Here is a 25,433-nt window from a genome sequence, read left to right as displayed (position 1 = left end):
GGTCCACTCGTCCTGCGGCATGTCCTTGGTCACGCCCGCAGCGTCTCCTCCAGCATCCGCGCCACCGAGGCCGCCTCCTCCCCCGGCAGCGGCTCGCCCGCCCCACCGGTCACATAGAAGGCGTCCACGGCGTTGGAGCCCAGCGTCGACACATGCGCGCTGCGCACCCGCACCCCCGCCTTCTCCAGCGCGTGACCGATCCGGAACAGCAGCCCCGGCACGTCCTGGGCCCGTACCTCGATCACCGTGGCGTGCCGGGAGGCGGCCGAGGCGACGGTCACCCGCGGCGGCGGTGGCACCACGCCCCTGCGGCGCGGGTAGGCGGCGTCCCGCTCGGCGAGGCGCGCCGCGATGTCGAGGGAGCCGTCCAGGGCCCGTACGAGGTCGGCGCGCAGCCATGCGGCCTGCGGCAGTGAGCCGTACTGTGCCGCGACCCGCCAGTCGAGCAGCAGGACCGAGCCGTCGTCGACGCCGTCGGGCAGCCGCAGGGCGCGTAGCTCCGCAGTACGGACGGTGAGGCGGTGCACGGCGAGGACGCCTGCCACCGCGGGCAGCACGCCGGGCTGGTCGGGTACGGCGACGAGCAGCTCCACGCCGAGGGGTTCCGGCTCGCCGCCCGCGTTCTCGGCGGGCGGCTCGGTCTGCGCGCGCAGTGCGAGCACGGGGCCGCCCGTGCGGTACGCCTCGACGGCGAGCCGTTCCTGTTCGGCGGTGGGCGCGGCGGCCTCCGGGCCGTCGGGCTCGTCTCCGGCGAGCACTGCCGAGACCCGTTTGACCAGGTCGGTCACCAGTGCGCCGCGCCAGGACGACCAGGCGGCGGGTCCGGTGGCCAGCGCGTCCGCCTCGGTGAGCGCGTGCAGGAGTTCGAGGGTGCTCGATGAGCCGACGGCGTCGGCGACCGAGCGCACGGTGGCCGGGTCCTCCAGGTCGCGCCGGGTCGCCGTCTCCACGAGCAGCAGATGGTGACGTACCAGGGTGGCGAGCACGGCGACGTCGTCGTGGTCGAAGCCGATGCGGCCGGCCACGTCCCGGGCGATGATCTCGCCCGCGACGGAGTGGTCGCCGGGCCAGCCCTTGCCGATGTCGTGCAGCAGCGCGGCGACCAGGAGGAGGTCGGGCCGGCCGACCCGGCGGGTCAGTTCGGAGGCGCGCACGGCCGTCTCGATCAGATGCCGGTCGACGGTCCACAGGTGTACGGCGTTGCGCTGCGGGCGGCAGCGCACACGTTCCCAGTCGGGCAGCAGTCGGGTGACGAGCCCCTCGGCCTCCAGGGCCTCCCAGACCTCGATGGTGGGGTTGCCGGAGCCCAGCAGGGTCACCAGCTGTTCGCGGGCCTCGGCGGGCCAGGGCGTGGGCAACGGGCGCACGGTGGCGGCCAGGTGCCGTACAGCGTGCAGGGAGAGCGGGAGGCCGGCCTGCGCGGCGGCCGCGGCCGCGCGCAACGGGAGCACGGGGTCGCGCTCGGGGCGCGCTGTCCGGGCGAGCACCACCTCGCCGTCCTGTTCCACCACGCCTTCGGCCAGCGGGGACCGCTCGGGGACGGGCTTGCCACCGCCCAGCATGGCGCGCAGCCGGGGCCGGGCGCCGCGCGAGCGCAGCACGCGCCCCACCTCGCGCCAGGTCACATCGCTGGCGTACGAGATCACGCGCGCCGCCTCGTACACCTGGCGCAGCAGGGTGTCGGCGTCCAGCAGGTCCAGCTCGGCGGCGACCTGGTCCTGTTCCTGGAGGGCGAGCCGGTCGGTGGCGCGTCCGGTGGCCAGATGCAGCGCGTCCCGTACGTCCAGGAGTCTGCGCCGGGCGTCCGCGAGCCCTTCGCGCGGGGCGTCGGCTAGCCAGGAGGCGGCCACCGCGCGCAGGGCCGTGGCGTCGCGCAGGCCGCCGCGCGCCTCCTTGAGGTCCGGTTCCAGCAGGTACTGCAGTTCACCCTGGCGGGCGGCCCGCTCGGCGCACAGTTCATGGAGTTCGGGGAGCCGTTTGGGCGCCTGGTTGCGCCAGTCGGCGAGGACGGCCGTCCGCAGGCCCGCGGTCAGGGCGGCATCGCCCGCGAGGTGCCGGGCGTCGAGCAGGCCGAGCTGCACCTTGAGGTCCTCGGCCGCGGTCTTGCGGGCCTCAGCGGGGGTGCGGACGGAGTGGTCCAGGGCGAGGCCGAGGTCCCAGACGGGGTACCAGACGCGGTCGGCCAGGGCGGCGACCGCCGTGCTGTCGCCGCCGTCGTGCAGCAGGAGCAGATCGAGGTCACTGCGGGGGGACAGCTCACCGCGGCCGTAGCCGCCGACGGCGACCAGGGACACCCCGTGCAGCCCCTCGGCGCCGGCGGTGAACAGCTCGGCGAGCCAGCCGTCCGTCAGCTCGGCCAGGGCCGCACGGCGCGGCGGCCCGGACCGCGCCTCCTCGGTGAGGAGGCGCAGCCGGGCCGCCGCGTAGCCGCTGGGTCCCACGCTCTCTGCTTCTGTGCGTACGTCCGTACCCGTCACCCGGCGACTCCTTGTTCCGTAGTGCCTTACAGCGCGTCGGGTCCGCGCTCGCCGGTCCGGACCCGGACGGCCGTCTCGACCGGGACGGACCAGACCTTGCCGTCTCCGATCTTGCCGGTGCGGGCCGCCTTGACGATGACATCGACCAGTTGCTCGGCGTCGTCGTCCTCGGCCAGCACCTCGATACGGATCTTGGGGACGAGGTCGACCGTGTACTCGGCGCCCCGGTAGACCTCGGTGTGTCCCCGCTGTCGACCGTAGCCGCTCGCCTCGGTGACCGTCAGTCCGTGCACCCCGAAGGCCTGGAGGGCCTCCTTGATCTCGTCGAGGCGGTGGGGCTTCACGACGGCGGTGATGAGCTTCATGCGTCCACCTTCTTGCTCTGCGGGGCAGCCAGGGCCGTGGCGGAGCCGATGACGCCGCCGCCCGCGCCGCTGAAGTCGTATGCGGTCTCGGCGTGCTCGGCCTGGTCGATACCGGAGATCTCCTCGTCCTCGGTGACCCGCATGCCGATGGTCTTGTCGAGGAGGAGAGCGAGGATCGCGGAGGCGATCAGGGAGTAGGCGAGGACGGCGAAGACTCCGGCGCACTGCTTCCACAGCTGGTCGAGGCCGCCGCCGTAGAAGAGGCCCTTGACGTCGGACTGGCCCTTGCCGCTGGCGAAGAGGCCGATGAGCAGGGAGCCGGCGATGCCGCCGACCATGTGGACGCCGACGACGTCGAGGGAGTCGTCGTAGTTGAACTTGTACTTCAGGCTGACGGCCATGGCGCACAGGACGCCGGCGATGGCGCCGACGGCGATCGCGCCGAGCGGGGAGACCGCGCCGCCGGACGGGGTGATCGCGACGAGGCCGGCGACGGCGCCGGAGGCGGCGCCCAGCGTGGTGAACGCGCCGTGGCGGATCTTCTCGTAGGCGAGCCAGGCGAGCATGGCCGCGGCGGTGGCGACCTGGGTGTTGACGAACATCAGCGGGCCGACGCCGTCGTCGTTGCCGAGCCAGGAGCCGGCGTTGAAGCCGAACCAGCCGAACCACAGCAGGCCCGCGCCCAGCATGACCAGGGGGAGGCTGTGCGGACGCATCGGGTCCTTCTTGAAGCCGACGCGCTTGCCGATGACGAGGATCACTCCGAGCGCCGCCGCACCGGCGTTGATGTGGACCGCCGTACCGCCGGCGAAGTCGATGACCCCCAGCTCGTAGGCCCAGCCGCCGGTGCCCCAGACCCAGTGGGCGACCGGGAAGTACACGATCGTCACCCACAGCACGAGGAACAGGGCCCAGGCGCTGAACTTCACCCGGTCCGCGAGCGCGCCGCTTATCAGGGCCGGTGTGATGATCGCGAACATCAGCTGGAAGACGGCGAAGACGAACACCGGGATGGTGTAGCCGGGCCAGAGGTCCATCTTGCCGATACCGCTGAAGCCGATGTAGTCGCCGGTCCAGCCGACGATGGAGCCCTTGTCGTCGCCGAAGGCCATGGAGAAGCCGTAGAGCACCCACAGGACGGTGACGATGCCCAGGCTGATGAAGCTCATCATCAGCATGTTCAGCGTGCTCTTGACGCGGACCATGCCTCCGTAGAAGAAGGCCAGGCCCGGGGTCATGAGCATCACCAGGGCGGAACAGATCAGCATGAAGCCGGTATTGGCGGACGACAGCTTGGGTGCGTCTGCCGCGAGCATGATGGCTGGTGCCATCGGCGTCTCCTCGTCGGTTGGTACGGCCCCGTGCGGGCGAAGCCTGAGAGCGGTCCGGTCATGAGGGGTGGGCCGGTTATGCGCCATGAGGTTGACGCAGCGCGGTTTCGGTCGTTGCCCCTCGATGTTTCGCCGCAGTGACGAAGGTGCCGGGCGTGTTACGCGTTGATGAACCGCCGGATGTCGGCCCGGTTGATCGTTATCGTGGCGCAACCTTCGGTGGACGGCATCGCGGCGCTGACGTCGCGGCCGTCTTCCGCGGAAGCCCGTGGTGATCGACCGGGCCGCGGGTGTCACGCCCTCGGGGGCGGGGAAGGCCATGCGTCCGGCCGCGACAGCCATCCGATGACCTGGCATGGGGGAGCCGAGTCGGGCAGTTCGGGATGGCGGCCGCGGCCGGGGTCGTGGGTGCCCTGGTGGTCCGATGGGCCGGGGGTCAGCCCGCTTCGGCGGTCTCGGGCAGATGGGTGGCGAGGTGATCGGTCAGTTCGACGACCTCGGCAAGATCGCCGAAGTCGCGCACGGCCGTGTCGACGGTTTTTCGAATACGAGTGTTGACCCGTTCGGACCGCACTTTTCTGGCGACGTCCATGGCCTGCCGGGCGAGCACCGCGCTCTGTTCCGGCTCGCGCTGGAGGAGGTGCACGGTGGACATGCCGATCAGATTGAGTGCGTACGACCGCTGGTGCTCGCTGTCCGCGGCGAAGCCGTCGACGGCCTTCTGCATCAGCGGCTGGGCGAGCGAGGCGTAGCTGGGGCTGCGGCCCGCGACATAGGCGAGGTCACGGAAGGAGTGGGAGTTCTCGGCGTGCAGCTCGGCCTCGGAGAAGAAGCGGATCCAGTCGGGCTCGGGCTCGTCGAACTCGTCGGCGTCCGCGAAGGTGGCCTCGGCCATCCGGACGGCCCGCTGGCACTTGCCGGGCTGGCCCATGTTGGCGTACGCCCGGGCCTCCATCGCATACAGCATCGCCTGGGTGCGCGGGCTCGCGCAGTCCCGGCTGCCGTACTGGGCGAGGTGGATGAGTTCCAGGGCGTCGTCGGGCCGGCCCAGATGGATCATCTGGCGGCTCATGCTGGAGAGGATGTAGGAGCCGAGGGGTTTGTCGCCGGCTTCCTTGGCCGCGTGCAGGGCGAGGACGAAGTACTTCTGCGCGGTGGGCTGGAGTCCCACGTCGTAGCTCATCCAGCCCGCCAGCTCGGCCAGCTCGGCGGCGACCTTGAACAGGCGCCGGGCGGTGGCCTCGGACTGGGATTCCTGGAGGAGGTCGGTCACCTCGTGAAGCTGTCCCACGACGGCCTTGCGGCGCAGTCCGCCGCCGCACTGGGCGTCCCACTTGCGGAACATCACGGTGGTCACCTCGAGGAGGTCCAGCTCGGGCCGGGACAGCCGGCCGCGGCTCCGCCCGGACGAGACGGGCTCGGGCTCCTCGCGCGGGGTGACGGGGCTCGGCACGAGCCAGCGCTGCATGGGTTCGATGAGGGACGGGCCCGCGGACAGGGCCAGCGAGGCACCGAGGAAGCCGCGCCGCGCCAGCATCAGGTCGCTGCGCGAGTACTCGCTGATCAACGCCACCGTCTGCGGGCCCGTCCAGGGCAGATCGATTCCGGCCACGGAGGGTGACTGATGGGCGGTGCGCAGCCCCAGGTCCTCGATGGACACCACACAACCGAAGCGCTCGGAGAACAGCTCCGAGAGGATGCGCGGGATCGGCTCGCGCGGGTTCTCCCCGTCCAGCCAGCGGCGCACCCGGGAGGTGTCCGTGGAGATGTGGTTGGCCCCCAACTGGCGGGCCCTGCGGTTCACTTGACGTGCCAGCTCGCCCTTCGACCAGCCACTGCGCACGAACCATGAGCCGAGCAGCTCATTGGGGCGCTTGTCAGCGTTCGTCCCGCTTCCGCCGTTGCCGCCCACTGGACGCCCCCATCCCTGAATCCACCTGTGCGCTGTGTGCGCCAAGCCTTACCAGAATGCCGGTGGACGCGGCCCCGCGTCCGGCGGTTCTCGGTCGATGACCGGGAACCCGCCTTGCCTCCGGCATACCCACGAGTGCATGCGTCCCCAGGAACCGTGCACTCAAAGTAGTCCTACGATCACCCGCGCAACCATGGCGAATCCATAAGCGCCACCATTCGCCACCCCTTTGAATGAACTCGCCGCCGCCCAGGCGCGATTCACTTGACACATGACAGCCGGAAGTGGATGGAGCGAGGTATTCACCGGCGCACGCCACCCGACTCACCACCCGGTGCGCCACCGGGCACGCCCCGGCGAACACACGGGAGACACAGGACACAGAGTCACGATCTGATTCCGAGGCGTAACCATCGGTGCGCTGAACCCGTTGGAGGGGGCATGGGCTTCACGATCGGCGGCACGCGGAGCATCCGCGAGATCCGCCCCGGCGCCCGACGCCGGGGCCGCTCTTCGGAGTGCCTCGCCGTGGCCGAGTACACGGGACTGTGGGGCTGGGACGTGGTACCGGGCGCGCGGGCGGCCGCGGGGGCCTGCTCGTGCGGTGACACCGGCTGCGCCACCCCCGGCGCGCATCCGCTGAGCTTCGCCCCCATGGTGCGGGCCGGTGCGACACTCGACGAGGCGACCGAGACCTGGTCCGAGGTGCCCGGCGCGGCGGTGCTGCTGCCGGTGGGCCGAGCCTTCGACGTGATCGAGGTCGCCGAGGCGGCGGGGCGCCGCGCCCTGGTCCGGCTGGAGCGCATGGGCATCCCGGTCGGCCCGGTCACGGCGACCCCGGACGGCCGCGCCCAGTTCTTCGTCGCCCCCGGTTCGGCGGCCGAGCTTCCCTCGCTGCTGTACCGGATGGCGTGGGACGACGCGGACCTCGATCTGCACGCCCTGGGCTCGAGGACGCACATCACGGCCCCGCCCTCGGACCGTGGCGGTCGCGGTCCGGTCCGCTGGCTGCGCGCCCCCGCGCTGGACTCCGCGACGAGACCGCCCGCCGCGCGTCTGCTGATCGGCACGCTGGCCTATGTGGCCCACCGCTCCCGGGCCTGGGCGGCGGGCGAGACTCCCTAGTGCTGCGACCTCTGTCGTGAAGGGCCACCGCCGTGCGGCGGTGGCCCTTCCTGCTGTGCCCGTACGGAATTGCTGTGCCCATACGGAAGAGCCAGCTCCCCGGACGCGAAAAGACAGCGCCCGCCCCCGGCACATCGTGGGGGCGGGCGCTGCTCGGTATAGGGAGAGACCGGCGGGTGGTCACGCTCCGCTAAGTCGTCAGTCTCCGATGAGGGCGTCAACGAACGCCTCCGGCTCGAACGGCGCCAGGTCGTCGGGGCCCTCGCCGAGACCGATCAGCTTCACCGGGACGTCCAGCTCGCGCTGGACCGCGACCACGATGCCGCCCTTGGCCGTGCCGTCCAGCTTGGTGAGCACGATGCCGGTGATGTTCACGACCTCGGCGAAGACGCGCGCCTGGACGAGACCGTTCTGTCCGGTGGTGGCGTCGAGGACCAGCAGCACCTCGTCCAGCGGGGCGTGCTTCTCGACGACGCGCTTGACCTTGCCCAGCTCGTCCATGAGGCCGGTCTTGGTGTGCAGGCGCCCGGCGGTGTCGATGAGAACGACGTCGGCGCCGATCTCCTTGGCCTCCTTGACCGCGTCGAAGGCGACCGAGGCGGGGTCTCCGGCCTCCGGACCGCGCACGATGTGGGCGCCGACCCGCTCGCCCCAGGTCTGCAGCTGGTCGGCCGCGGCGGCACGGAAGGTGTCGGCGGCACCGAGGACGACCGTACGGCCGTCGGCCACGAGGACGCGGGCGAGCTTGCCGGTGGTGGTGGTCTTGCCGGTGCCGTTGACGCCCACGACCATCACGATGCCGGGCTTGCTGGTCTCGGGCTCGGTGCGGACGGTGCGGTCCATGTCGGTGCCGACGAGCTGGAGCAGCTCCTCGCGCAGCAGCCCGCGCAGTTCCTCGGGCGTACGGGTGCCGAGCACCCGGACCCGCTCGCGCAGCCGCTCGACCAGCTCCTGGGTGGGCAGCACGCCGACGTCGGCGGTGAGCAGCGTGTCCTCGATCTCCTCCCAGGTCTCGTCGTCGAGATGCTCGCGGGACAGGAGCGTGAGCAGCCCCTTGCCCAGTGCGTTCTGCGAGCGGGACAGGCGGGCGCGCAGACGGACGAGACGGCCGGCAGTGGGCTCCGGGATCTCGATGGGGGGCGCCTCGACGGTCGGCGGCTCCTCCACGACGACGGGAGCGGAGGCCGCCGGGAGGTCCACCTCCTCGATCGTCCGGCGCTCCTCGTCGCGCGGTGTCTCGGCCTCGTCGCCGACGTGCGGCTCGGCCGGAGGGGCGGTGATGTCGGGCGTCGTGGGGGGCGCCGGGGGCAGCGGCTTCTTCCTGCGGCTGCCGACGACGAGCCCGAGTACGCCGAGCACGACCACGGCGATGACTACGGCAAGGATGACGAATTCCATAACGGGTCCAGTATGCGCGACGGGCGTGCGGGCCGTTCGGTGGCGGCTCCGGGGTGTGGAGCCCTGGTTGTCTGACGGTCCGTCAGCTACGGTCCTCGTGGCAGACCCGCCGCCGAAGGTGAAGGGGCCCCTCCCATGCCCGTCTCGGTCGTACGTCTCAACCTCGTCGAACCCGGCGCGACCCCCGCCTCGCTGAGGGCGCGCTACCGCGCGGCGCTGGAGATGGCCACGTACGCCGACGACCGCGGGATCACCACCGTGCAGACCGAGGAGCACCACGGGGTGGCGGACAACTGGCTGCCGTCGCCGTTCGTCTTCGCCGGCGCGGTCCTCGGCGCGACCCGCCGGCTCATGGTCACGGTCTCGGCGGTCATCGGTCCGCTGTACGACCCGCTGCGGCTGGCCGAGGACATCGCCGTCCTCGATCTGCTCGGCGGCGGGCGGCTGGTCACCGTCGCGGGCATCGGGTACCGGCCCGAGGAGTACGCCCTCTTCGACGTCGAGTGGACGCGGCGCGGACGGTTCCAGGACGAACTGCTCCAGACCCTGCTGAAGGCGTGGACCGGTGAGGAGTTCCGCCACCGCGGCCGTACCGTGCGCGTCACCCCGCGCCCGTACACCCAGCCGCACCCCCTGCTGCTGGTCGGCGGCTCCTCGAAAGCGGCGGCCCGCCGGGCCGCACGCCTGGGCCTGCCCTTCTTCCCGAGCGCGCATCTGCCGGAGCTGGAGGCGTACTACAAGGAGCGGCTCGTCGAGTACGGCACCGAGGGCTGGACGATGATGCCCGCCGCCGAGACCCCCTTGCTGCACCTCGCGGAGGACCCGGACCGGGCGTGGGCCGCGTACGGCGGGCACTTCCTGCACGAGGCACGGACCTACGCCGCCTGGCAGTCCGGCGGCATCCGCTCGGCGGTGCGGTCGGCGGCCACGACGGTGGAGGAGCTGCGTGCGGAGGGGGTCTATCGCATCCTGACGCCCGAGGCGTGCCTGTCCCTCGGCCTGGACAGCTATGTGCTGCACCCGCTGGCGGGCGGGATGCCGCCGGACGAGGGGTGGCGCAGTCTGCAGCTGTTCTGCGAACGGGTGCTGCCCCGGCTCGACGACTGATCGTCCGGCACCGCGGCCGGTCCCGGGAGCGCGAGCGGGCGGGGGCACACACACCGTCGCCCGGCTCGGGCAGTGGCCGAGCCGGGCGACGGAAGGGTGTCGAGGAGACAGGCAGCGGGGACTTGGCCTTTCTCCTCGAGTTCGGTGTGGGCGTCAGCCCATCTCCTCCAGGGACTTGCCCTTCGTCTCCTTCACGAACTTCAGGACGAAGGGGATGGAGAGCGCGGCGAAGACCGTGTAGATCACATAGGTCCCGGAGAGGTTCCAGTCGGCCAGCGACGGGAAGCTCGCGGTGATCGCCCAGTTGGCGATCCACTGCGCGGCGGCGGCCACGCCCAGGGCGGCGGCGCGGATCTTGTTCGGGAACATCTCGCCGAGCATGACCCAGACGACCACACCCCAGGACAGGGCGAAGAAGAGGACGAACAGGTGGGCGGCGACCAGCGCGACCCAGCCCTGGGTGCTCGGCAGCTTGCCGTCGACCAGGTGGGACGAGAACGCCCAGGCCTCCAGGGCGAGGCCGACGGCCATGCCGACCGAACCGATGAGGGCGAGCGGCCGGCGGCCGACGCGGTCCACGAAGATCATCGCGATCACGGTGCCGACGATGTTGATGATCGACGTCGTGAACGAGTAGAAGAAGGAGTCCGACGGGTCGACGCCGACCGACTGCCACAGCGTCGAGGAGTAGTAGAACGCGACGTTGATGCCGACGAACTGCTGGAAGACCGAGAGGCCGATGCCCACCCAGACGATCGGCTTGAAGAAGAAGCCGCCGCCGAGCAGGTCCTTGAAGGAGGACTTGTGCTCGCTCGTCATGGCGTGCTCGATCTCGGCGACGCGGGCGTCCAGGCCGGCGTGCTCGCCCTCGACCTCGGCGAGGATCGCCCGGGCCCGCTCACGCTTGCCGACGGAGAGCAGGAAGCGCGGGGACTCGGGGATGGCGAAGGAGAGCAGACCGTAGAGGACGGCCGGGACGACCATGACGCCGAGCATGACCTGCCAGGCTTCCAGGCCCATCAGCTTGCCGCGCTGGTCGCCGCCGGCGGCGTTCAGCAGACCCCAGTTGACCAGCTGCGAGATGGCGATGCCGACGACGATCGCCGCCTGCTGGAAAGAGCCGAGCCTGCCACGGTAGGCGGGCGGGGCGACCTCGGCGATGTAGGCGGGGCCGATCACGGAGGCCATGCCGATGGCGAAGCCGCCGATGATGCGCCACAGGGCGAGGTCCCACAGCGCGAAGGGCAGTGCGGAGCCGACGGCGCTGATGGTGAAGAGGACAGCGGCGATCTGCATACAGCGGATACGGCCGATGCGGTCGGCTATACGACCCGCGGTGGCGGCACCGATGGCACAACCGATCAGGGCGATGGCGATGACCTGGGCCAGCGCTGCGGAACCGATGTCGTAGCGGCCCCGGATGGCCTCGACGGCGCCGTTGATCACGGAGCTGTCGTAGCCGAACAGGAAGCCGCCCATCGCGGCTGCCGCCGCGATGAAGATGACATGCCCGAGATGTTCGGGCTGAGCCGTCCCGGCTCCTGACTTTGGTGCCTGCGCTGTGCTGGTCACGAATAACTCCTCGGGCCACCGGCAACGCTGCCGGGGTGGGGGTGAGCCCTTTCAGGGCATGGCGTCGACTTCCAAGTACCCGGGGAGCATTGGATAAGCCGCCGCTCACACCTGAAGGTAAAAGCAACGTTGCAGAGACTATGCCTTCAAGTTTCGAAGTCAAGAGGCCGATGTCGGCCGGAAGGCACGCAGGGTGTGGGGAGCTTGTGTTCAGAAGTTGAATCTTCGAGGAGCTGCAGGTCAGGGCCGGTGTAGGCCCCATCCATCTATCGGAGCCGCTGGGAGATGACCTTCGACACACCGTCGCCCTGCATGGAGACGCCGTACAGCGCGTCGGCGACCTCCATCGTCCGCTTCTGGTGCGTGATCACGATCAGCTGCGAGGCCTCCTGGAGCTCCTGCATGATGCGGATCAGCCGCTGAAGGTTGGTGTCGTCGAGGGCGGCCTCGACCTCGTCCATGACGTAGAACGGGCTGGGCCGGGCCTTGAAGATGGACACGAGCAGCGCGACGGCGGTCAGCGACCGCTCCCCGCCTGACAGCAGGGACAGCCGCTTGACCTTCTTGCCCGGGGGCCGGGCCTCGACGTCGACGCCCGTGGTGAGCATGTTGTCCGGGTCGGTCAGCACGAGCCGCCCGTCACCGCCGGGGAACAGCCGACTGAAGACACCCTCGAACTCACGTGCCGTGTCCCGGTACGCCTCGGTGAAGACCTGTTCGACGCGCTCGTCGACCTCCTTGACCACCTGCAGCAAGTCGGCCCGCGTCTTCTTCAGGTCCTCCAACTGCTCGCTGAGGAACTTGTGCCGCTCCTCCAGCGCCGCGAACTCCTCCAGCGCGAGCGGGTTCACCTTGCCGAGCTGCTGGTAGGCCCGCTCGGCCGCCTTGAGCCGCTTCTCCTGCTCGCCGCGCGCGAACGGACGCGGCTGGTTGCGCGGGTGCGCCGGGTCCTCGGGCAGTTCCTCGCCCTCGGCGGGCGGCGAGGGCGGTACGGGCTGGTCGGGGCCGTACTCGGCGACCAATCCCGCCGGCTCGACGCCGAGTTCCTCCAGCGCCCTGGTCTCCAGCTGCTCGATGCGCAGCCGCTTCTCGGCGCCGAGCACCTCGCCGCGGTGCACGGAGTCGGTGAGTTTGTCCAACTCGGCCTTGAGGTCGCGGCCCTCGGTGCGGGCGGCGGTCAGCTCCTGCTCACGGCGTGCCTTGGCGGCCTCGGCAGCGGTGCGCTCGGCCTCCGCCCGGCTCAGGGACACCTCGACATGGGCGAGGAGCTGCCGGGCGCCGGAGGCGACGGCCTCGGCGACGGCCGCCTCGTGGCGCAGCCGGGCCCGCCGCTGCTCGGCACGCGCGCGTGCCTCACGTTCGGCGCGGGCGCCGCGGTCGAGGGCGTCGGCCCGTCCGGCCAGCCCCTTGACCCGCTCCTCGTGGGTACGGACCTGGAGCCTGGCCTCCATCTCCGTCTGCCGCGCGTTCGCCCCGTCGGCGGCGAGCCGGTCGCGTACGGACGTGTCGGGCTCCTCCTCGACCGGCATCTCCTCGGCGACGGCGAGGCGCTCGGCGAGTTCCTCGGCTTCCAGCAGGGCGTTCTCCAGCGCGTCCTGCGCGCGGGCCGCGGCGGCGGTGGAGCGCTCGGCCTCCCCGGCGGCGGCACGGGCCTGCCCGCCGAGCCGTCCCAGCTGCTGGGCGACCGCGGACTTCTCCCGCTCGGCCGCCCGCCGCCGCTCCCCCAGTTCCTCCACGAGGGCCGCGCACTCCTTGCGCCGCTCCCCCGCCAGATGCTGTGCGTCGGCCAACCCCTCGCAGCGGACGGCGAGTTCCTCCAGCTCGGCCGCGGCCTCGTCGACCGAGGCCTGCACCTCGAGCAGACTCGGCGCCCCGGCGGACCCGCCGTGCGCGAAGTGTGCCCCGAGCAGATCGCCCTCGGCGGTGACGGCCGTCAGGTCGGGCCGCGTCTCGACGAGTTCCTCGGCGTCCTCCAGGGTGCCGACCACGACGATGCCGTGCAGCAGCCGCCGTACGGCGGGCATCAGCGGGTCAGGACCGCGGACCAGGTCGGCGGCGAAGGGGAGCCCGTCAGGAGGGGACTGCCGGGGGCCGCCCCGTCCCGCCGGATCGGCGCTCACCCGCGGATCGCCGGACGCGCCCGCTCCCGAGGGGTCCGCCGGGCCCGGGCCGTCGGCGGACGGCTCGTCCTCCGGCTTCCTCGGCGGCCCGGCCAGCACCAGAGCCGCCCGTCCCGCGTCCTGCTTGCGCAGCAGGCGGATCGCCTCGGCCGCCGAGGACGGGTCCGTCACCGCGATCGCGTCGGCGGCGGCACCGAAGGCCGCCGCCAGAGCCACCTCGTACCCTGGGGTCACCGTCAGCAGCTCGGCCGCCGGGCCCAGCAGGCCGGAGAGCCGGTCCCTGGCCCCGAGCAGGACGCCCGTGCCGTCCTTGCGGCGCAGTCCCAGGGCGAGCGCCTCATGGCGGGCCGCGACCGCCGCGCGCGTGCGTTCGGCCGCGGTGGCCGCCTCCCGGGCGGCCGACAGGGCCGCCTCCGCCTCGGCCAGGCTCCGCTTCGCCGTGTCGTGCTGCCCGGTCAGATCCGCGTCGCCCGCGTCCAGACCGTCCACCTCGGCCTTGAGGGCCTCGTATTCCTCCTGCGCGGCGACCGCGCGCTCCTGCGCCTCGTCGCGTGCGGCGGCGAGCCGGTCGATCTCGGCCTGGGCGGAGGCCGCGCGGGAACGGGCAGCGCCCACCTTCCCGTTCAGCCGGGCCAGATTCTCGCGGCGGTCGGCGATGGCGCGCGCCGCGTCCCTCAGACGCCGTTCCTCCAGGGCCAGTTCGCGCTCCAGCTCGGCCCGGTGCGCGACGGTGTCCTCCAGTGCGCGCTCGGCCGCGTCCAGGGCGGCCTCCAGTTCTGCCTCCTGCTCGCGGACGCGGGCGGCCTCGCGTTCCATGTCCTCGGGGTCGCGTCCGCGCCGCTCCTCCGGGGGCGCGGAGGTGGCACTCTTGACCCGGGCGTCGGCCAGCGAGATCGTGCCCCGCACCCGCTCCGCGAGCTGGGACAGCTCGTACCAGGTCTGCTGGGCGCGCCCCAGACGAGGCGTCAGCCGACGCACCTCGTCCTCCAGCAGCGCCTCGCGCTGGAGCGCCTTCTTCAGTTCGGCCTCGGCGGCGTCCTTGCGTTCCTTGAGCGCGGCCTCGTCCGCGATCTCGGTCTTCAGGGCCCGCCGCAGCCGTACGAGATCGTCGGCGAGCAGACGCAGCCGGGCGTCCCTCAGGTCGGCCTGGATGACGGCGGCCCGGCGGGCGACCGCGGCCTGCCGGCCCAGCGGCTTGAGTTGGCGGCGCAGCTCGTCGGTCAGGTCCTGGACGCGGGCGAGGTTCGCCTGCATGGCGTCCAGTTTCCTGAGCGCCTTCTCCTTGCGCTTGCGGTGTTTGAGGACTCCCGCGGCCTCCTCGATGAAGGCGCGACGGCCCATGGGGTCGGCGTGCAGCACCGAGTCGAGCTGGCCCTGGCCGACGATCACATGCATCTCGCGGCCGATGCCGGAGTCGGAGAGGAGCTCCTGGATGTCGAGGAGGCGGCACGTGTCACCGTTGATCTGGTACTCGCTGCCGCCGTTGCGGAACATGATCCGCGTGATGGTGACCTCGGAGTACTCGATCGGGAGTGCGCCGTCGGAGTTGTCGATGGTGAGGGACACCTCGGCGCGGCCGAGCGGCGGGCGCCCGGTGGTGCCGGCGAAGATGACGTCCTCCATCTTGCCGCCGCGCAGCGACTTGGCGCCCTGCTCGCCCATGACCCAGCTGAGCGCGTCCACGACGTTGGACTTGCCCGAGCCGTTCGGCCCCACCACGCACGTGATCCCCGGCTCGAAGCGGAGCGTGGTCGCGGAGGCGAACGACTTGAACCCGCGGAGGGTCAGGGCCTTGAGGTGCACGCCGCTGGACTCTACCTTCCGCCGGTATCTCACACTATGAACCCCGGCACCCCTGCGGTTTCACAGTTGAACGTGCAGGGCACACCATCCGTTAAAGAGGCCGAAAGGGTGCGCGAGGCAAGAAAGAAGGGACGCCGAGGCGTCCCTTGCAACGGACAACTGAGCGGTTGATACGGGCAGCCAACCGCCGCTTGGTGTCTTTGTGGAGCGATGCAGTGATCAGGTGAGCGCAGGCTCCGCCTGGTGTGCGTCGATGCTCTCCATGATCCTGTCGTGAGAAGCGGCAGCCGTCAGCGCGTCGTTCTCCGCCTGGATCCGTACGAGCTCGGACTCGAGCTCCTGGACGCGCTGCTGGAGCCGTCGCATCTCGGCGAGGAGTCGCGGGTCGGAGCCGCCGACGTAACCGAGAAGCGCCTTTGCCATGATGGATGGTCCTCCACACTGAGTGACCGACCGATGCGGTGTGGGTCGTGAGGGATTCGCACCCGCGGTGCTTGGCAATCTTCAGTTCTTGCGCCGTTCTTACATGCCAAACAGCTAAGGTGCGCGGGGCTTTCAGCGTCTCACCAAAAAGTTTGACGGTCAACACGATCACACCCCGCAATGGCGGGCATCCCTGGGGCGCGCGGCCTTCGACGGGCGGCGCTGCGACTCCTGCGGGACCCGGAGGGTGTGGCGATCATCCTTGTGTGCGGAGCCTGCCACGGCGCGCCCTTCTTGGCAACCACCTGGGCCTTTCTGCTGCGGGCAGGTGCCGGTGGCATGCCCCTCCGCTTCGGTCCGACGGCTCCGCGCCCCGCTCTCAGCGGATCAAGAAGCCGTCGTAGCCGCCGCGGGGCGTGTCCCAAATCTCAGTGACGCCATCCACCCTCCCGGGTGTGTCGTCGCCCCGGAGCCAGTCCAACAACCCCTCGCAATCGCCCCGCGCCCCCTCGGCGACCACCTGGACCCGTCCGTCGTCAAGGTTGAGGGCGAAGCCCTTCAGGTCGCCGATCTCCAGTGCCTTGGCCCGGGTGAACCAGCGGAACCCCACACCTTGGACACGTCCGCGCACCCACGCGACGAGTCGTGCATCGTCGTTCATGGCTGCACGCTAACCGGCCAATGTCCCTCCGGGCACTTCCTCCACTCGCGTCATGCTGTAGCGTCCCCCCTCATATGAATCTGTCGTGAAACTCACTCGATCGAGGGAGTTTCGATTCAGTAGCGCTGACCGCAAGACCAGGAAGGCCAGCAGATGGGACGCCACCGACGCTCCGCCGCCGGACGCGCCGCCACCGGCCGCGCGACCAGGGTGACGCAGAATCAGAATCCCGCTACGGAGCGTTACGGACCCGAGAACCTCTACGGCTTCGCCGAGGTCCTGGAGGCCGAACGGCAGGCGACTCGCTCACGCCGCAAGAAGAAGGCGCCCACTCCGGTGCGCACGGGCCTGCTGGGTGTCTCGGCCGCCGTCGCGCTGGGCACCGTGGCGGTCGCCACGGGCGTGCTGCCCGGCGGCAAGAGCTTCACGGTGAGCGGCGACGCCGGCGATGTGCAGGCCGCGGGCACCAGCCCGACGGGCTACGCCCATGAGCAGGGCGGCACGAGCGGGACGGCCGACGGCCGCGGCTCAACGTCCACGAGCCGCGACCACGAGCGCGGGAGCGCCACCTCGCCGGCCGCGACACCCTCGGCTCCGGCGGCCTCGACCGCCCCGACGCAGGAACCCTCGCAGCCACAGTCGCCGTCTCCGGCCGCGACGCAGCCGGCGACGACCGCTCCGCCCGCGAAGAAGCACGAGAAGAAGCCCAAGACCCACGTGCCGCCGCCCCAGTCCGCGGCGTCCTCGACCACGACCGCGGTGCTCGATCTCGTCAACCAGGAGCGGGCCAAGGCGGGCTGCACCCCGGTGACCGCGAGCAACGAGCTGGCGAAGCTGGCACAGGCCTTCAGCGATGACATGGCCACGCGGAACTTCTTCGACCACACGGACCCGGACGGCAAGGACCCGTGGGACCGGGCCGCCGTGCTCGGCATAACGGACCTGGGTGGCGAGAACATAGCGCGCGGCCAGACGACCGCCCAGGACGTCATGGACGCCTGGATGAACAGCCCCGGCCACCGGGCGAACATACTGAACTGCGACTTCAAGACGTTGGGCGTCGGGGTCCATCCGGGCACCGGCGGCCCCTGGTGGACGCAGGACTTCGGTTACTGAGACAACCGCAGGTCAGAGAGCTAAGCGTCCTCCTGGGCCGCCCCCGGGCCGCCAATCGTGGGTACCTCGTCGCGACGACGCGATCCACGGCGGCCCGAGTCCGCGTCCCGCTCGATGGCATCGGGTGCGTGTATGTCCGCAGCGTGAGGCCGGGGGCATGGTGGCCCAGATACTCACCGAGAGTCTTGATGCTCTCCCCCGCGTCCAGCAGCACCGAGGCCTAGAAGTGCCGTAGCGCGCAGTGAAGATCAGCGATGCGGTGACGGGCGGACCGTCGAGGGTCTTCCCAGGCAGTGTGATCTTCGTGGCGGGATAGCGCTTGAGGTGACCGGCCGGCGCGAGGGCGACCGACTCAGCCAGAGGAACGTCACGCTCCTTCCACAGCCAGGCCAAAGGCCTCGCCTTGACGCAGACCGCATCCGGCCGCGACGTTGACCAGGGCCTTATAGCGATCCGGCAGTTCCGAACGCACGGCCATGACTCGCTCGGTCGGCCACGGCTTGACCTTGCGAGGCTCCAAGCGCGGTGCCCGCACGGGATGGATGGGGCACCGTTCTCGACTGCGGGTCCGTAGTGGCGTGAGCTGGGGAGGATGGTGGGTTGGGGTAGGTGGTTACGTGATCGCCAAATGAGGCCAAATCGCGACCTACTAGGACCCGGTCGGATTCGCTCACACTCAAACGCATGGGGGCGATTCGGGATCGTGACCAGTTCGTATGCCACCGCTGCGGGGAGACCAGTCACACCGTGCGTGAGCGCGGACGATTCGGCCTCATGGCGAGATACTGCGAGAGGTGCTGGAACACCCTCGCCAACGAGATGGCCGAAGCCGATGGGGCTACAGCCGCGCCCAGACCGGACCCCGACCCCGACAACACGACATGGATCGAGCCACCGGTTTGCCCGGAATGCGGCGCCTTGATTCGCGTGTACCCCACCAACTACGACCGGTGGGTCAGCCTCGCCATGGTGGAACTACCCGCCAAAGACGTCCCAGAGGCCTTCAGGTGGCGTTTGGCGAGGCTTCCGGACCGGTCGTCCCCCATCCCCACGGACATCGTGGCTGTACGGGTCGGTGGAATCGATCCATTGCCGAGCGAACCCGTAGTGCCGGCTCACCGCATGATGTGCATCCCCGAGTGGGGTGAGCCGTAGAGCGCGGCAGAGGGCGCGAGGTGAGGCCCGTGTCCCCCACGTGGTGCTCCGATATCCGAGCGCGGCGGCGCTTGACTGGTACGGCAGCTGTAGATAGCTGCCGTAACTGGGTCATTGAAACTCCCGGCCAAAGTCGCTACGCCGCCCTCGGATATCCTCTGCCACTGCGGCCCCACCGATCGCGAACGCGACCCGGACATTCGCACAGGCGGACAGCTACGGATTGTCGACCCTGGTGAGCCCCGCTATCGGCCGTCAGAGGACCAACGAACAAGGTGGGGTAGTTGAGTAGGCCTAACGCTACGCAGGAACGCTGGTTCAAGCGGAACGCCGATGCGATAAACCGATGGTCTGAGCTTTTGATATGTCTCGGCGCCTACGCCATAGGCATCCGCCGCGTATACCAACACGCCTTCATCCACGCTTCGCTGTGGCTCGCCGCTGGCGTTGGCTGCACATTGATGTACATCGCTGACGCACGACAGGCGAGGCGCGACGTCGAACGAGCACGACAGGAGCAACTGCACAGGCTCGCCGAGCTGTTGCGCGAGGTCACGGCGAGGGAGACTGACATCCATGCCTGACTGCCAGGCGGTGGGGCCGCGCGAGGCGGTCTGACCAGCTAACTGACCGATGCCCTCAACGACCGCACCGCCCGTAACCAGGGGCACAGCGCGCCCCCCGCTCGGGCCGCCTCTGGGCCGTGCGGGGGCACTCAACGACGGCCAACGCTGACAACGCCGACAGCTAAGTCGCAGGTCGCAGCGTTGATCGATGAGACGGACGCAGGTCAGGGACCCGGCCCTTCACTTCTTCGGTTACTGAGACAACCGCAGGTCAGAGCCCAGGAGTCGCGCTGGGCCGTCACCGGGCACCAGGACCCGGGCACCGCACTCGACCCGTGCGGTGCCCGGGTTTTCGCGTTCAGGGGCAGCGTAGGCAAGAGGGTCAGGCGGATCGGTTCTCTGCGCTGACCATCCAGGCGTACTTCTCCAGGGAGTCGATGATCGCGTGCAGCAGGTCGGCCGTGGAGGGATCCTCGCTGTCGACCTGGTCATGATGGGTGCGCAACGTATCGACGGTGACGCGCAGGCGTGCGGTGACAAGATCGACGACGGCGCTCACACTCTGCCCTCCCTCCGGGAACGCGGGGAGGGTGGTGGTCGCCGTTACGGTGTCGGTGCGCCCGTCCGGCCAGGCCTCGAGAGCGCGCATGCGTTCGGCGATGGTGTCGGCCGACTCCCGGGCCTCGTCGACGATCTCGTCAAGTTGCAGGTGCAGATCCCGGAAGTTGTGGCCGACCACGTTCCAGTGGGCCTGCTTCCCCTGGAGATGCAGTTCGACGAGGTCCACCAGAATCTGCTGCAACGCTCGGGTCAGCTGCGGCGAGGCCGCGAATCCGGCGACGTCGGCCTCCGGACGCCGGGAACCTCCGGGGGAAGCGGTCATGGCGTGTCTCCTTGCGAAAGCACCGCACAGCGACGCCCTGGAACCAGGGCTCGTCGTTTGCCTACGCGATCGAGCCTACGGAGGTCTCCCTCCGTCGCCAGTGCGCCTGATCCGCTCGGGTGGAGATGACCCAGGGGCGTGCCCCCGTCCGGTTGTTCCCGGGCGGGGGCACGGCCGCATCCGGGAGTTACGCCGCCGCGCGGCCCAGTGCGAAGAGGCGGGCGGTCTCCGCGACGCGGCGGCCGAGGTGACGGGCGGTCTCCACGTCGGCCTTGTGGACGCCCTCGGGACCCTCGTCGACATTCGTCTGCGCGGCGGCGCCCAGGAAGACGCCGAGGCGGTTGAGGTCGTGCTCGGAGCCGGCGCTGTTGTTCCAGCCCGGGTGCAGTCCGAGGCTGATCCAGTTCATGCCGTGCTGCGCCGCCAGGATCTGGAAGAACTGCAGGGTGTGCAGCTTGTCGCCGCTCTTGGACCCCGAGTTGGTGAAGCCGGCGGCCAGCTTGTCATTCCACTCCTGCGTGAACCAGCGCTTGGAGGAGGCCTCGGCGAAGCCGTGGAAGGGGGCGGACGCGGTGCCCATGTAGGTGGGCGAGCCGAAGATGATCGCGTCGGATCCGTCGAGGGCCGCCCACTGCTCGTCGGTGATCTCGTCGACCTTGATCAGGTGCACCTGGGCTCCGGCCTCGGCGGCACCTTCGCGCACGGCCTCGGCGAGGACGGCGGTGTGGCCGTGGCCGGAATGGTAGGCGATGGCGACAACAGCGGTGGTCACGTAGGTACTCCTCGTGGGAAGGGAAGGGCGTCCGCAAGGGGACGACGAGGGGCGAAGGACGCAGCGGAGTGCCGTCCCTCGGCCCTGCGATAACCAAAGGAAAGCACTAACTTCTAGTTAGTGCAACCAGAAAGTTAGCGCTGCGCTGGAGTACGCTTCGGTCATGACCACCACGCAGCAGGAGAACCTCCCGTTCGACGTGTTCTCCAAGGCGTGCCCGTCGCGGAGCACGCTGGAGCATGTGACGGGACGCTGGGGGGCGCTGACGCTCGGCGCGCTCCACGAAGGCTCGTTCCGCTTCAACGAGCTGCGCCGCCGGGTCGACGGGGTGAGCGAGAAGATGCTGTCCCAGACCCTGCACGCGCTGGAGCGCGACGGTCTGGTGCACCGTGACGCCCAGCCGACGAACCCCCCGCGCGTGGACTACGAGCTGACCCCGCTGGGTCACGGGGTGGCCGAGCGGCTGCTCAACCTCATCCACTTCGTGGAGGACCGGATGGACGACGTGCTGGAGGCCCGCCGTCGTTACGACGAGGCCCGCACGGACTGAAGCCGCCGCGGGGGGGCGCTTTCCTGCGACGCGGAGCGCTTCCCGACGGGGTGGAGTGCTGCTACGGCATCACGCGCGGCGTCGCGATGCGCGGCGCCCGCTGGCACTTCGGGCAGAAGTAGCTGGACCGGTTCATCCAGGGGCGGCGGCGCACGGGTGTCGCACAGCGCCGGCAGGGCAGGCCCTCGCGACCGTACGCGTCCAGCGACCGGTCGAAGTAGCCCGACTCCCCGTTGACGTTGACGTAGAGGCTGTCGAAGCTGGTGCCGCCGACGGCGAGCGCGGCGTTCATCACGTCCCGTACATGGCCGAGGAGTTCGGCCGTGCGCGGGCGGGTGAAGGGGGCCGTGGGGCGCTCGTAGTGGACGCCGGAGCGCCACAGGGCCTCGTCGGCGTAGATGTTGCCGACGCCGCTGATCAGGGACTGGTCGAGCAGGGCCCGCTTGATGGTGGTGCGCTTGCGGCGCAGGGCGTCGTGGAAGGCGGCGTCGTCGAAGAGCGGGTCCAGGGGGTCGCGGGCGATGTGCCCGATCACGTCGGGCAGCCCGTCGGGGGTGGTGTCGTGCAGCGAGAGCCCGCCGAAGGTGCGCTGGTCGACGAAGCGCAGCTCGGTGCCGAGGCCGTCGTCGAACCGCAGGCGGATGCGCAGATGCTTCTCGTCGCCGGCGCCGTGCGGCTGGACGAGGAGCTGGCCACTCATGCCGAGGTGGGCGAGGATCGCCGTACCCGTCGTCTCGACCGGGATCCAAAGGTACTTCCCGCGGCGGCTCGGGGCGCCGAGGAGCTGCCCCTTGAGGCGGTGCGCGAAGTCCTCGCCGCCCGCCGCGTGCCGGCGGACGGCGCGCGGGTGCAGCACCTCCACGTCGGCGACGGTCCGGTGGGCGACCCAGCGCTCCAGACCGCGTCGCACGACCTCGACCTCGGGCAACTCGGGCACGGGGCTCCTTGGGAGGAGGGAACGGGGGCGACGTCCGCAGCGTACCTCGGCATGAGCGGCCGACGGGCCCGCCCCGGGCGACCGGCCTGAGCGACCGGTCCCGAGGAGACGGGACCCGGGAAGCGGACCGGGCAGAGCCCGAGGAGACGGCCCCCGGGACACCGCACCGAAAAAACGAACCCCGCCGCGGCGGTGACGCCGGGGCGGGGTCCGGTGAAGGATTCAGGCCGTGGCCGAGTCGCTCGACGGGGCCGTGACGGATTCGTCGGCTCCGTCGGGGGACCCCGCCTCGGCCGCCGCCTTGGCTCGCTCGTCCGCGGCAGCGCGGATGGAGCGCCAGGCCGACTCCGCGGCCTGCTGCTCCGCCTCCTTCTTGCTGCGGCCGGTGCCGGTGCCGTACGAGACGCCTCCGACGCGGGCAGCAGCAGTAAAGGTCTTCTCGTGATCCGGGCCGGTCTCCGTGACCAGGTACTCGGGCACACCGAGCCCCTCGGTCGCGGTGAGCTCCTGGAGGCTGGTCTTCCAGTCCAGGCCGGCACCGAGATTCGAGGACTTCTCGATCAGCGGGTCGAACAGGCGGTGCACCAGCTCCGCCGCCGAGTCCAGCCCCTGGTCGAGGTAGACAGCGCCGATCACCGCTTCGAGGGTGTCGGCAAGGATGGACGCCTTGTCCCGGCCGCCCGTGCCCTCCTCGCCCCGGCCCAGCCGGATGAAGGAGCCGAGATCGAGCCCGCGGCCCACCTCCGCCAACGCACGCGAGTTGACCACCGCGGCCCGCAACTTGGCCAGCTGGCCTTCGGGCAGGTCGGGGTGGGTGCGGTACAGCGTGTCCGTGACGACGAGGCCAAGAACGGAGTCCCCGAGGAACTCCAGGCGCTCGTTCGTCGGCAGACCGCCGTTCTCGTACGCGTAGGAACGGTGGGTCAGCGCGCGCACCAGAAGGGCGGACTCGACCTTGTAGCCGAGCCGCCCTTCCAGAAGCGTGTGGGACGAGGCTGTGTTGTCCGCCGAACCACCCCCGCTACGGCGAGGACTGTTTTGGGCGTCAGACATCAGACCTCTCACCAGCCGATCAGACCTCGAGGACCTGGCGCTTGTTGTAGGTGCCGCACGAGGGGCACGCGATGTGCTGCAGCTTCGGCTCGTGGCAGCGCTCGCACGCAACCAGGGTGGGGACCGCAGCCTTCCACTGCGACCGGCGGTGGCGCGTGTTGCTGCGCGACATCTTCCGCTTCGGAACAGCCACGGCTACTTCTCCTGCTTCTCGTCGACGTGTGCTGATGGAAGCACGCCGCCGCTCATCTCGTCTTTCTCGCCGTCTTCGAGTGAACCGGCGAGTCCCTGCAGTGCCGCCCAACGGATGTCGACGGCGTCGTGATGGTGGTCCGGGTCGTCCGTGAGCCGCGCTCCGCACTCGGAGCACAGACCCGAACAGTCTTCCTGGCACACCGGCTGCATCGGCAGTGCGAGCACCACCGCATCGCGCAGCAGAGGTTCGAGGTCGAACAGTCCGTCCTCGAGGAAGAACCTGTCCTCGTCGTCCTCGGCGTCGTCGCCCGGCTCCGCGATCACGCGGCCCCGGTCGTCGGCGTCAGGGTACGAGAACAGCTCCTGGAAGTCCGCTTCGAGCTCCAGCTCCAGCGGCTCCAGACACCTTACGCACTCCCCCTCGGCCGATGCACGGGCGGTGCCTGTGACGAGCACCCCTTCCATGACCGACTCGAGCCGGAGTTCGAGCTCCACCGGGGCGCCTTCCGGCACTCCGATGACCCCCTGGATACCGAAGTCCCTGGGGGCGTCGACCGTGCGGGTCAGGCGCAGCTGCGCACCAGGACGCCGCCCCAGCTCGTGCGTGTCGAACACGAGGGGGTTGCGGTGGTCGAGGCGGGCGTTCAGAGCCATTCCTGCTTTCGGTCTCGAAGCTCAGGGACGCTGTTCCGTGATGTTCCGGGCAGCGTGGATCGCGAAGGGTACGCGCGACCGAAGAGCCAGGATACTGGACCTTTCCCTCACGGCCCAATCCGGTGCACCCGGACGCCTGGGAACCCGTGCGTCCGGCACGTTCAGTGACCGCCGCGCTCCTGTTCGTAGGCCCGGAGCTGCTCGGCGCTGATCATGCTGGTGTCGAAGAGGCTGGTCTCGTCGAGGGCGTTGCCCTGCGGGTAACCGTGCCCCTGGCCCTGATCGTACGCCGCCTGCTGGTCGTACGCCTGTGCCTGGGGATAGGCGGCGTACGGGTCCGCCTGCTGGTAGCCGTAGGCGTCCTGCTGGGCGTAGGTCTGCTGGTAGCCGTACTGGTCGGTCTGCTGGTATCCGTACGGATCCTGCTGCTGCGCGTAGGCGGGCTGGTTCTGCTGGGCCGGGATCGCGGGGGCCTGGGCGGGCGCCGCGGGGGCCTGGGCCGGGGTGTCGGCGAGGGCCGCGAGGTCGGCGAGGTAGTCGGCGTCGCTGGAGTGCTGGACGGTGGTCAGGTCGTCGGCGAGGGCGCCGAGGTCGTCGGTGGCGATCCGGCCGTGCAGCTTCTGCCGGCCCCTGCCGACGGCCTCCAGGGTCTTGGCGAGCACGGCCTCGAAGGCGCCGAGCTTGACGTCCACGTACGCGTCGGCGTCCCGGCGCAGGGTCTCGGGGTCGTGGCTGCGCTCGGGGGCGTCCTCGTCCTCGAAGCCCTGCTCGTCGAGGCCGGGACCGGTGCCGAGGAGCTTCTCCCGGCCGCGGCCGACCGAACCGAGGGTCTTGGTGAGGACGACCTCGAAGTTGGCGAGCTTGGAGTCGACGTAGTCGTCGGCCTCGGCGCGGACCTCCTCGGCCTCCTGGCGGGCCTCGGCGAGGATGCGGTCGGCCTCGTTCTGTGAGCGGCGGGCGACCTCCGTGTCGGAGATCAGGGAACCGCGCTCGGCGTGCGCGCCCTGGATGATCCGCTCGGCCTCCTGGCGGGCCCGCTCGACCATCTGCTCCTGGTCGCCGATCAGCTCCTGGGCCTGGGCCAGGGAGTCGGGCAGGGCCGCGCGCACCTCTTCGAGCATCGAGAGCAGCTCGGCGCGGTTGACCACGCACGAGGCCGACATGGGCATGGACCGGGCGCTGGAGACCATCGAGACGATCTCGTCGAGCTTCTTCTGCACGTCCACCGTGTGCTCGCCACTCTCTACAGCTGTGTTGG

The 25,433-nt window shown here is 70.5% G+C and carries 21 protein-coding genes and 1 pseudogene; 5 read left to right on the top strand and 17 right to left on the bottom strand.

The annotated features are described in order from the left end of the window. Positions 1-29: 29 nt before the first annotated feature. The 4 genes from AB0L95_RS18860 to AB0L95_RS18845 all read right to left on the bottom strand — a co-directional run bounded on the left by AB0L95_RS18860 (position 30) and on the right by AB0L95_RS18845 (position 6,085). Positions 30-2,477: a [protein-PII] uridylyltransferase gene (locus tag AB0L95_RS18860; protein ID WP_365162798.1), complete on the bottom strand. Its 2,448-nt coding sequence runs from the start codon at positions 2,475-2,477 to the stop codon at positions 30-32. Between the two features lie 26 nt (positions 2,478-2,503). Then, entirely contained in the window at positions 2,504-2,842 is a 339-nt protein-coding gene (locus AB0L95_RS18855) for a P-II family nitrogen regulator (RefSeq protein WP_311694958.1), read from the bottom strand. Continuing rightward, a complete protein-coding gene (locus AB0L95_RS18850) occupies positions 2,839-4,173 on the bottom strand; it encodes an ammonium transporter (RefSeq protein WP_365162797.1) in 1,335 nt (444 codons plus the stop codon). The genes AB0L95_RS18855 and AB0L95_RS18850 overlap by 4 nt, the downstream gene beginning before the upstream one ends. A gap of 436 nt (positions 4,174-4,609) precedes the next feature. Beyond that, the gene (locus AB0L95_RS18845) at positions 4,610-6,085 is read right to left on the bottom strand and encodes a hypothetical protein (protein ID WP_365162796.1); all 1,476 of its coding nucleotides are present in this window, start codon (positions 6,083-6,085) and stop codon (positions 4,610-4,612) included. 441 nt (positions 6,086-6,526) lie between these two features. Here AB0L95_RS18845 and AB0L95_RS18840 point away from each other — a divergent pair, with 441 nt between their 5' ends. Next, positions 6,527-7,210, top strand: a complete 684-nt coding sequence (locus AB0L95_RS18840) for a bifunctional DNA primase/polymerase (RefSeq protein ID WP_365162795.1) — start codon at positions 6,527-6,529, stop codon at positions 7,208-7,210. Between the two features lie 198 nt (positions 7,211-7,408). Here AB0L95_RS18840 and ftsY read toward each other — a convergent pair whose 3' ends face one another. Next, on the bottom strand, positions 7,409-8,608 hold the full coding sequence (gene ftsY / locus AB0L95_RS18835; protein ID WP_365162794.1) for a signal recognition particle-docking protein FtsY: 1,200 nt from the start codon (positions 8,606-8,608) through the stop codon (positions 7,409-7,411). A gap of 135 nt (positions 8,609-8,743) precedes the next feature. Here ftsY and AB0L95_RS18830 point away from each other — a divergent pair, with 135 nt between their 5' ends. Next, positions 8,744-9,715, top strand: coding sequence for an LLM class flavin-dependent oxidoreductase (locus tag AB0L95_RS18830; protein ID WP_365162793.1), 972 nt, complete (start codon positions 8,744-8,746; stop codon positions 9,713-9,715). A 153-nt stretch (positions 9,716-9,868) separates the two neighbouring features. Here the strand turns inward: AB0L95_RS18830 and AB0L95_RS18825 are convergent, their stop codons facing one another. The 4 genes from AB0L95_RS18825 to AB0L95_RS18810 form a co-directional block, all read right to left on the bottom strand. Next, positions 9,869-11,287, bottom strand: coding sequence for a sugar porter family MFS transporter (locus AB0L95_RS18825; RefSeq protein WP_365162792.1), 1,419 nt, complete (start codon positions 11,285-11,287; stop codon positions 9,869-9,871). 266 nt (positions 11,288-11,553) lie between these two features. Beyond that, entirely contained in the window at positions 11,554-15,210 is a 3,657-nt protein-coding gene (locus tag AB0L95_RS18820; protein ID WP_365162791.1) for an AAA family ATPase, read from the bottom strand. A gap of 219 nt (positions 15,211-15,429) precedes the next feature. Further along, positions 15,430-15,633, bottom strand: coding sequence for a hypothetical protein (locus AB0L95_RS18815; RefSeq protein ID WP_043444185.1), 204 nt, complete (start codon positions 15,631-15,633; stop codon positions 15,430-15,432). Between the two features lie 379 nt (positions 15,634-16,012). Further along, a complete protein-coding gene (locus AB0L95_RS18810) occupies positions 16,013-16,294 on the bottom strand; it encodes an acylphosphatase (protein ID WP_365162790.1) in 282 nt (93 codons plus the stop codon). A gap of 153 nt (positions 16,295-16,447) precedes the next feature. Here AB0L95_RS18810 and AB0L95_RS18805 point away from each other — a divergent pair, with 153 nt between their 5' ends. Next, complete coding sequence (locus AB0L95_RS18805; RefSeq protein ID WP_365162789.1) at positions 16,448-17,410, top strand: CAP domain-containing protein; 963 nt, start codon at positions 16,448-16,450, stop codon at positions 17,408-17,410. A 76-nt stretch (positions 17,411-17,486) separates the two neighbouring features. Here AB0L95_RS18805 and AB0L95_RS18800 read toward each other — a convergent pair. Beyond that, positions 17,487-17,945, bottom strand: a pseudogene (locus AB0L95_RS18800) (site-specific integrase); the annotation flags it as partial. Positions 17,946-18,094: 149 nt separating this feature from the next. On the opposite strand from AB0L95_RS18800, the gene AB0L95_RS18795 reads away from it, so the two are divergent. Beyond that, positions 18,095-18,565 (top strand): DUF6083 domain-containing protein, encoded by a 471-nt coding sequence (locus tag AB0L95_RS18795; protein ID WP_365162788.1) that lies wholly within the window; start codon positions 18,095-18,097, stop codon positions 18,563-18,565. Positions 18,566-19,513: 948 nt separating this feature from the next. Here AB0L95_RS18795 and AB0L95_RS18790 read toward each other — a convergent pair. Then, positions 19,514-20,014: a DNA starvation/stationary phase protection protein gene (locus AB0L95_RS18790; protein WP_365162787.1), complete on the bottom strand. Its 501-nt coding sequence runs from the start codon at positions 20,012-20,014 to the stop codon at positions 19,514-19,516. Positions 20,015-20,201: 187 nt separating this feature from the next. Next, positions 20,202-20,786 carry a flavodoxin family protein gene (locus AB0L95_RS18785; protein ID WP_365162786.1) on the bottom strand — a complete coding sequence of 195 codons (585 nt, stop codon included), beginning with the start codon at positions 20,784-20,786 and terminating at the stop codon, positions 20,202-20,204. A 163-nt stretch (positions 20,787-20,949) separates the two neighbouring features. Between AB0L95_RS18785 and AB0L95_RS18780 the strand changes: the two genes are divergently transcribed. Next, positions 20,950-21,336: a helix-turn-helix domain-containing protein gene (locus AB0L95_RS18780; RefSeq protein ID WP_365162785.1), complete on the top strand. Its 387-nt coding sequence runs from the start codon at positions 20,950-20,952 to the stop codon at positions 21,334-21,336. 61 nt (positions 21,337-21,397) lie between these two features. On the opposite strand, the gene mutM is transcribed toward AB0L95_RS18780, so the two are convergent. From mutM to AB0L95_RS18755, 5 genes are all read right to left on the bottom strand, one after another. Further along, a complete protein-coding gene (gene mutM / locus AB0L95_RS18775; protein ID WP_365162784.1) occupies positions 21,398-22,273 on the bottom strand; it encodes a bifunctional DNA-formamidopyrimidine glycosylase/DNA-(apurinic or apyrimidinic site) lyase in 876 nt (291 codons plus the stop codon). A gap of 222 nt (positions 22,274-22,495) precedes the next feature. Next, positions 22,496-23,326 (bottom strand): ribonuclease III, encoded by an 831-nt coding sequence (rnc, locus tag AB0L95_RS18770; protein WP_365162783.1) that lies wholly within the window; start codon positions 23,324-23,326, stop codon positions 22,496-22,498. A gap of 19 nt (positions 23,327-23,345) precedes the next feature. Next, positions 23,346-23,519: a 50S ribosomal protein L32 gene (gene rpmF / locus AB0L95_RS18765; protein WP_007493396.1), complete on the bottom strand. Its 174-nt coding sequence runs from the start codon at positions 23,517-23,519 to the stop codon at positions 23,346-23,348. 2 nt (positions 23,520-23,521) lie between these two features. Beyond that, positions 23,522-24,175: a YceD family protein gene (locus AB0L95_RS18760; protein ID WP_365162782.1), complete on the bottom strand. Its 654-nt coding sequence runs from the start codon at positions 24,173-24,175 to the stop codon at positions 23,522-23,524. A 161-nt stretch (positions 24,176-24,336) separates the two neighbouring features. Next, entirely contained in the window at positions 24,337-25,401 is a 1,065-nt protein-coding gene (locus AB0L95_RS18755) for an ATP synthase F0 subunit B (protein WP_365162781.1), read from the bottom strand. Positions 25,402-25,433 lie beyond the last annotated feature (32 nt).

The organism is Streptomyces sp. NPDC052036 (assembly GCF_040680495.1).
Lineage (GTDB): Bacteria > Actinomycetota > Actinomycetes > Streptomycetales > Streptomycetaceae > Streptomyces.
This window is presented reverse-complemented; position numbering and strand designations above follow the sequence as displayed.

Coding starts and splice junctions, on each gene's coding strand:
- ftsY (WP_365162794.1), bottom strand. CDS start 8,608: ATGGAATTCGTCATCCTTGCCGTAGTCATCGCCGTGGTCGTGCTCGGC.
- AB0L95_RS18830 (WP_365162793.1), top strand. CDS start 8,744: ATGCCCGTCTCGGTCGTACGTCTCAACCTCGTCGAACCCGGCGCGACC.
- AB0L95_RS18850 (WP_365162797.1), bottom strand. CDS start 4,173: ATGGCACCAGCCATCATGCTCGCGGCAGACGCACCCAAGCTGTCGTCC.
- AB0L95_RS18815 (WP_043444185.1), bottom strand. CDS start 15,633: ATGGCAAAGGCGCTTCTCGGTTACGTCGGCGGCTCCGACCCGCGACTC.
- rnc (WP_365162783.1), bottom strand. CDS start 23,326: ATGTCTGACGCCCAAAACAGTCCTCGCCGTAGCGGGGGTGGTTCGGCG.
- AB0L95_RS18840 (WP_365162795.1), top strand. CDS start 6,527: ATGGGCTTCACGATCGGCGGCACGCGGAGCATCCGCGAGATCCGCCCC.
- AB0L95_RS18855 (WP_311694958.1), bottom strand. CDS start 2,842: ATGAAGCTCATCACCGCCGTCGTGAAGCCCCACCGCCTCGACGAGATC.
- AB0L95_RS18805 (WP_365162789.1), top strand. CDS start 16,448: ATGGGACGCCACCGACGCTCCGCCGCCGGACGCGCCGCCACCGGCCGC.
- AB0L95_RS18760 (WP_365162782.1), bottom strand. CDS start 24,175: ATGGCTCTGAACGCCCGCCTCGACCACCGCAACCCCCTCGTGTTCGAC.
- AB0L95_RS18810 (WP_365162790.1), bottom strand. CDS start 16,294: ATGAACGACGATGCACGACTCGTCGCGTGGGTGCGCGGACGTGTCCAA.
- AB0L95_RS18780 (WP_365162785.1), top strand. CDS start 20,950: ATGACCACCACGCAGCAGGAGAACCTCCCGTTCGACGTGTTCTCCAAG.
- AB0L95_RS18795 (WP_365162788.1), top strand. CDS start 18,095: ATGGGGGCGATTCGGGATCGTGACCAGTTCGTATGCCACCGCTGCGGG.
- AB0L95_RS18790 (WP_365162787.1), bottom strand. CDS start 20,014: ATGACCGCTTCCCCCGGAGGTTCCCGGCGTCCGGAGGCCGACGTCGCC.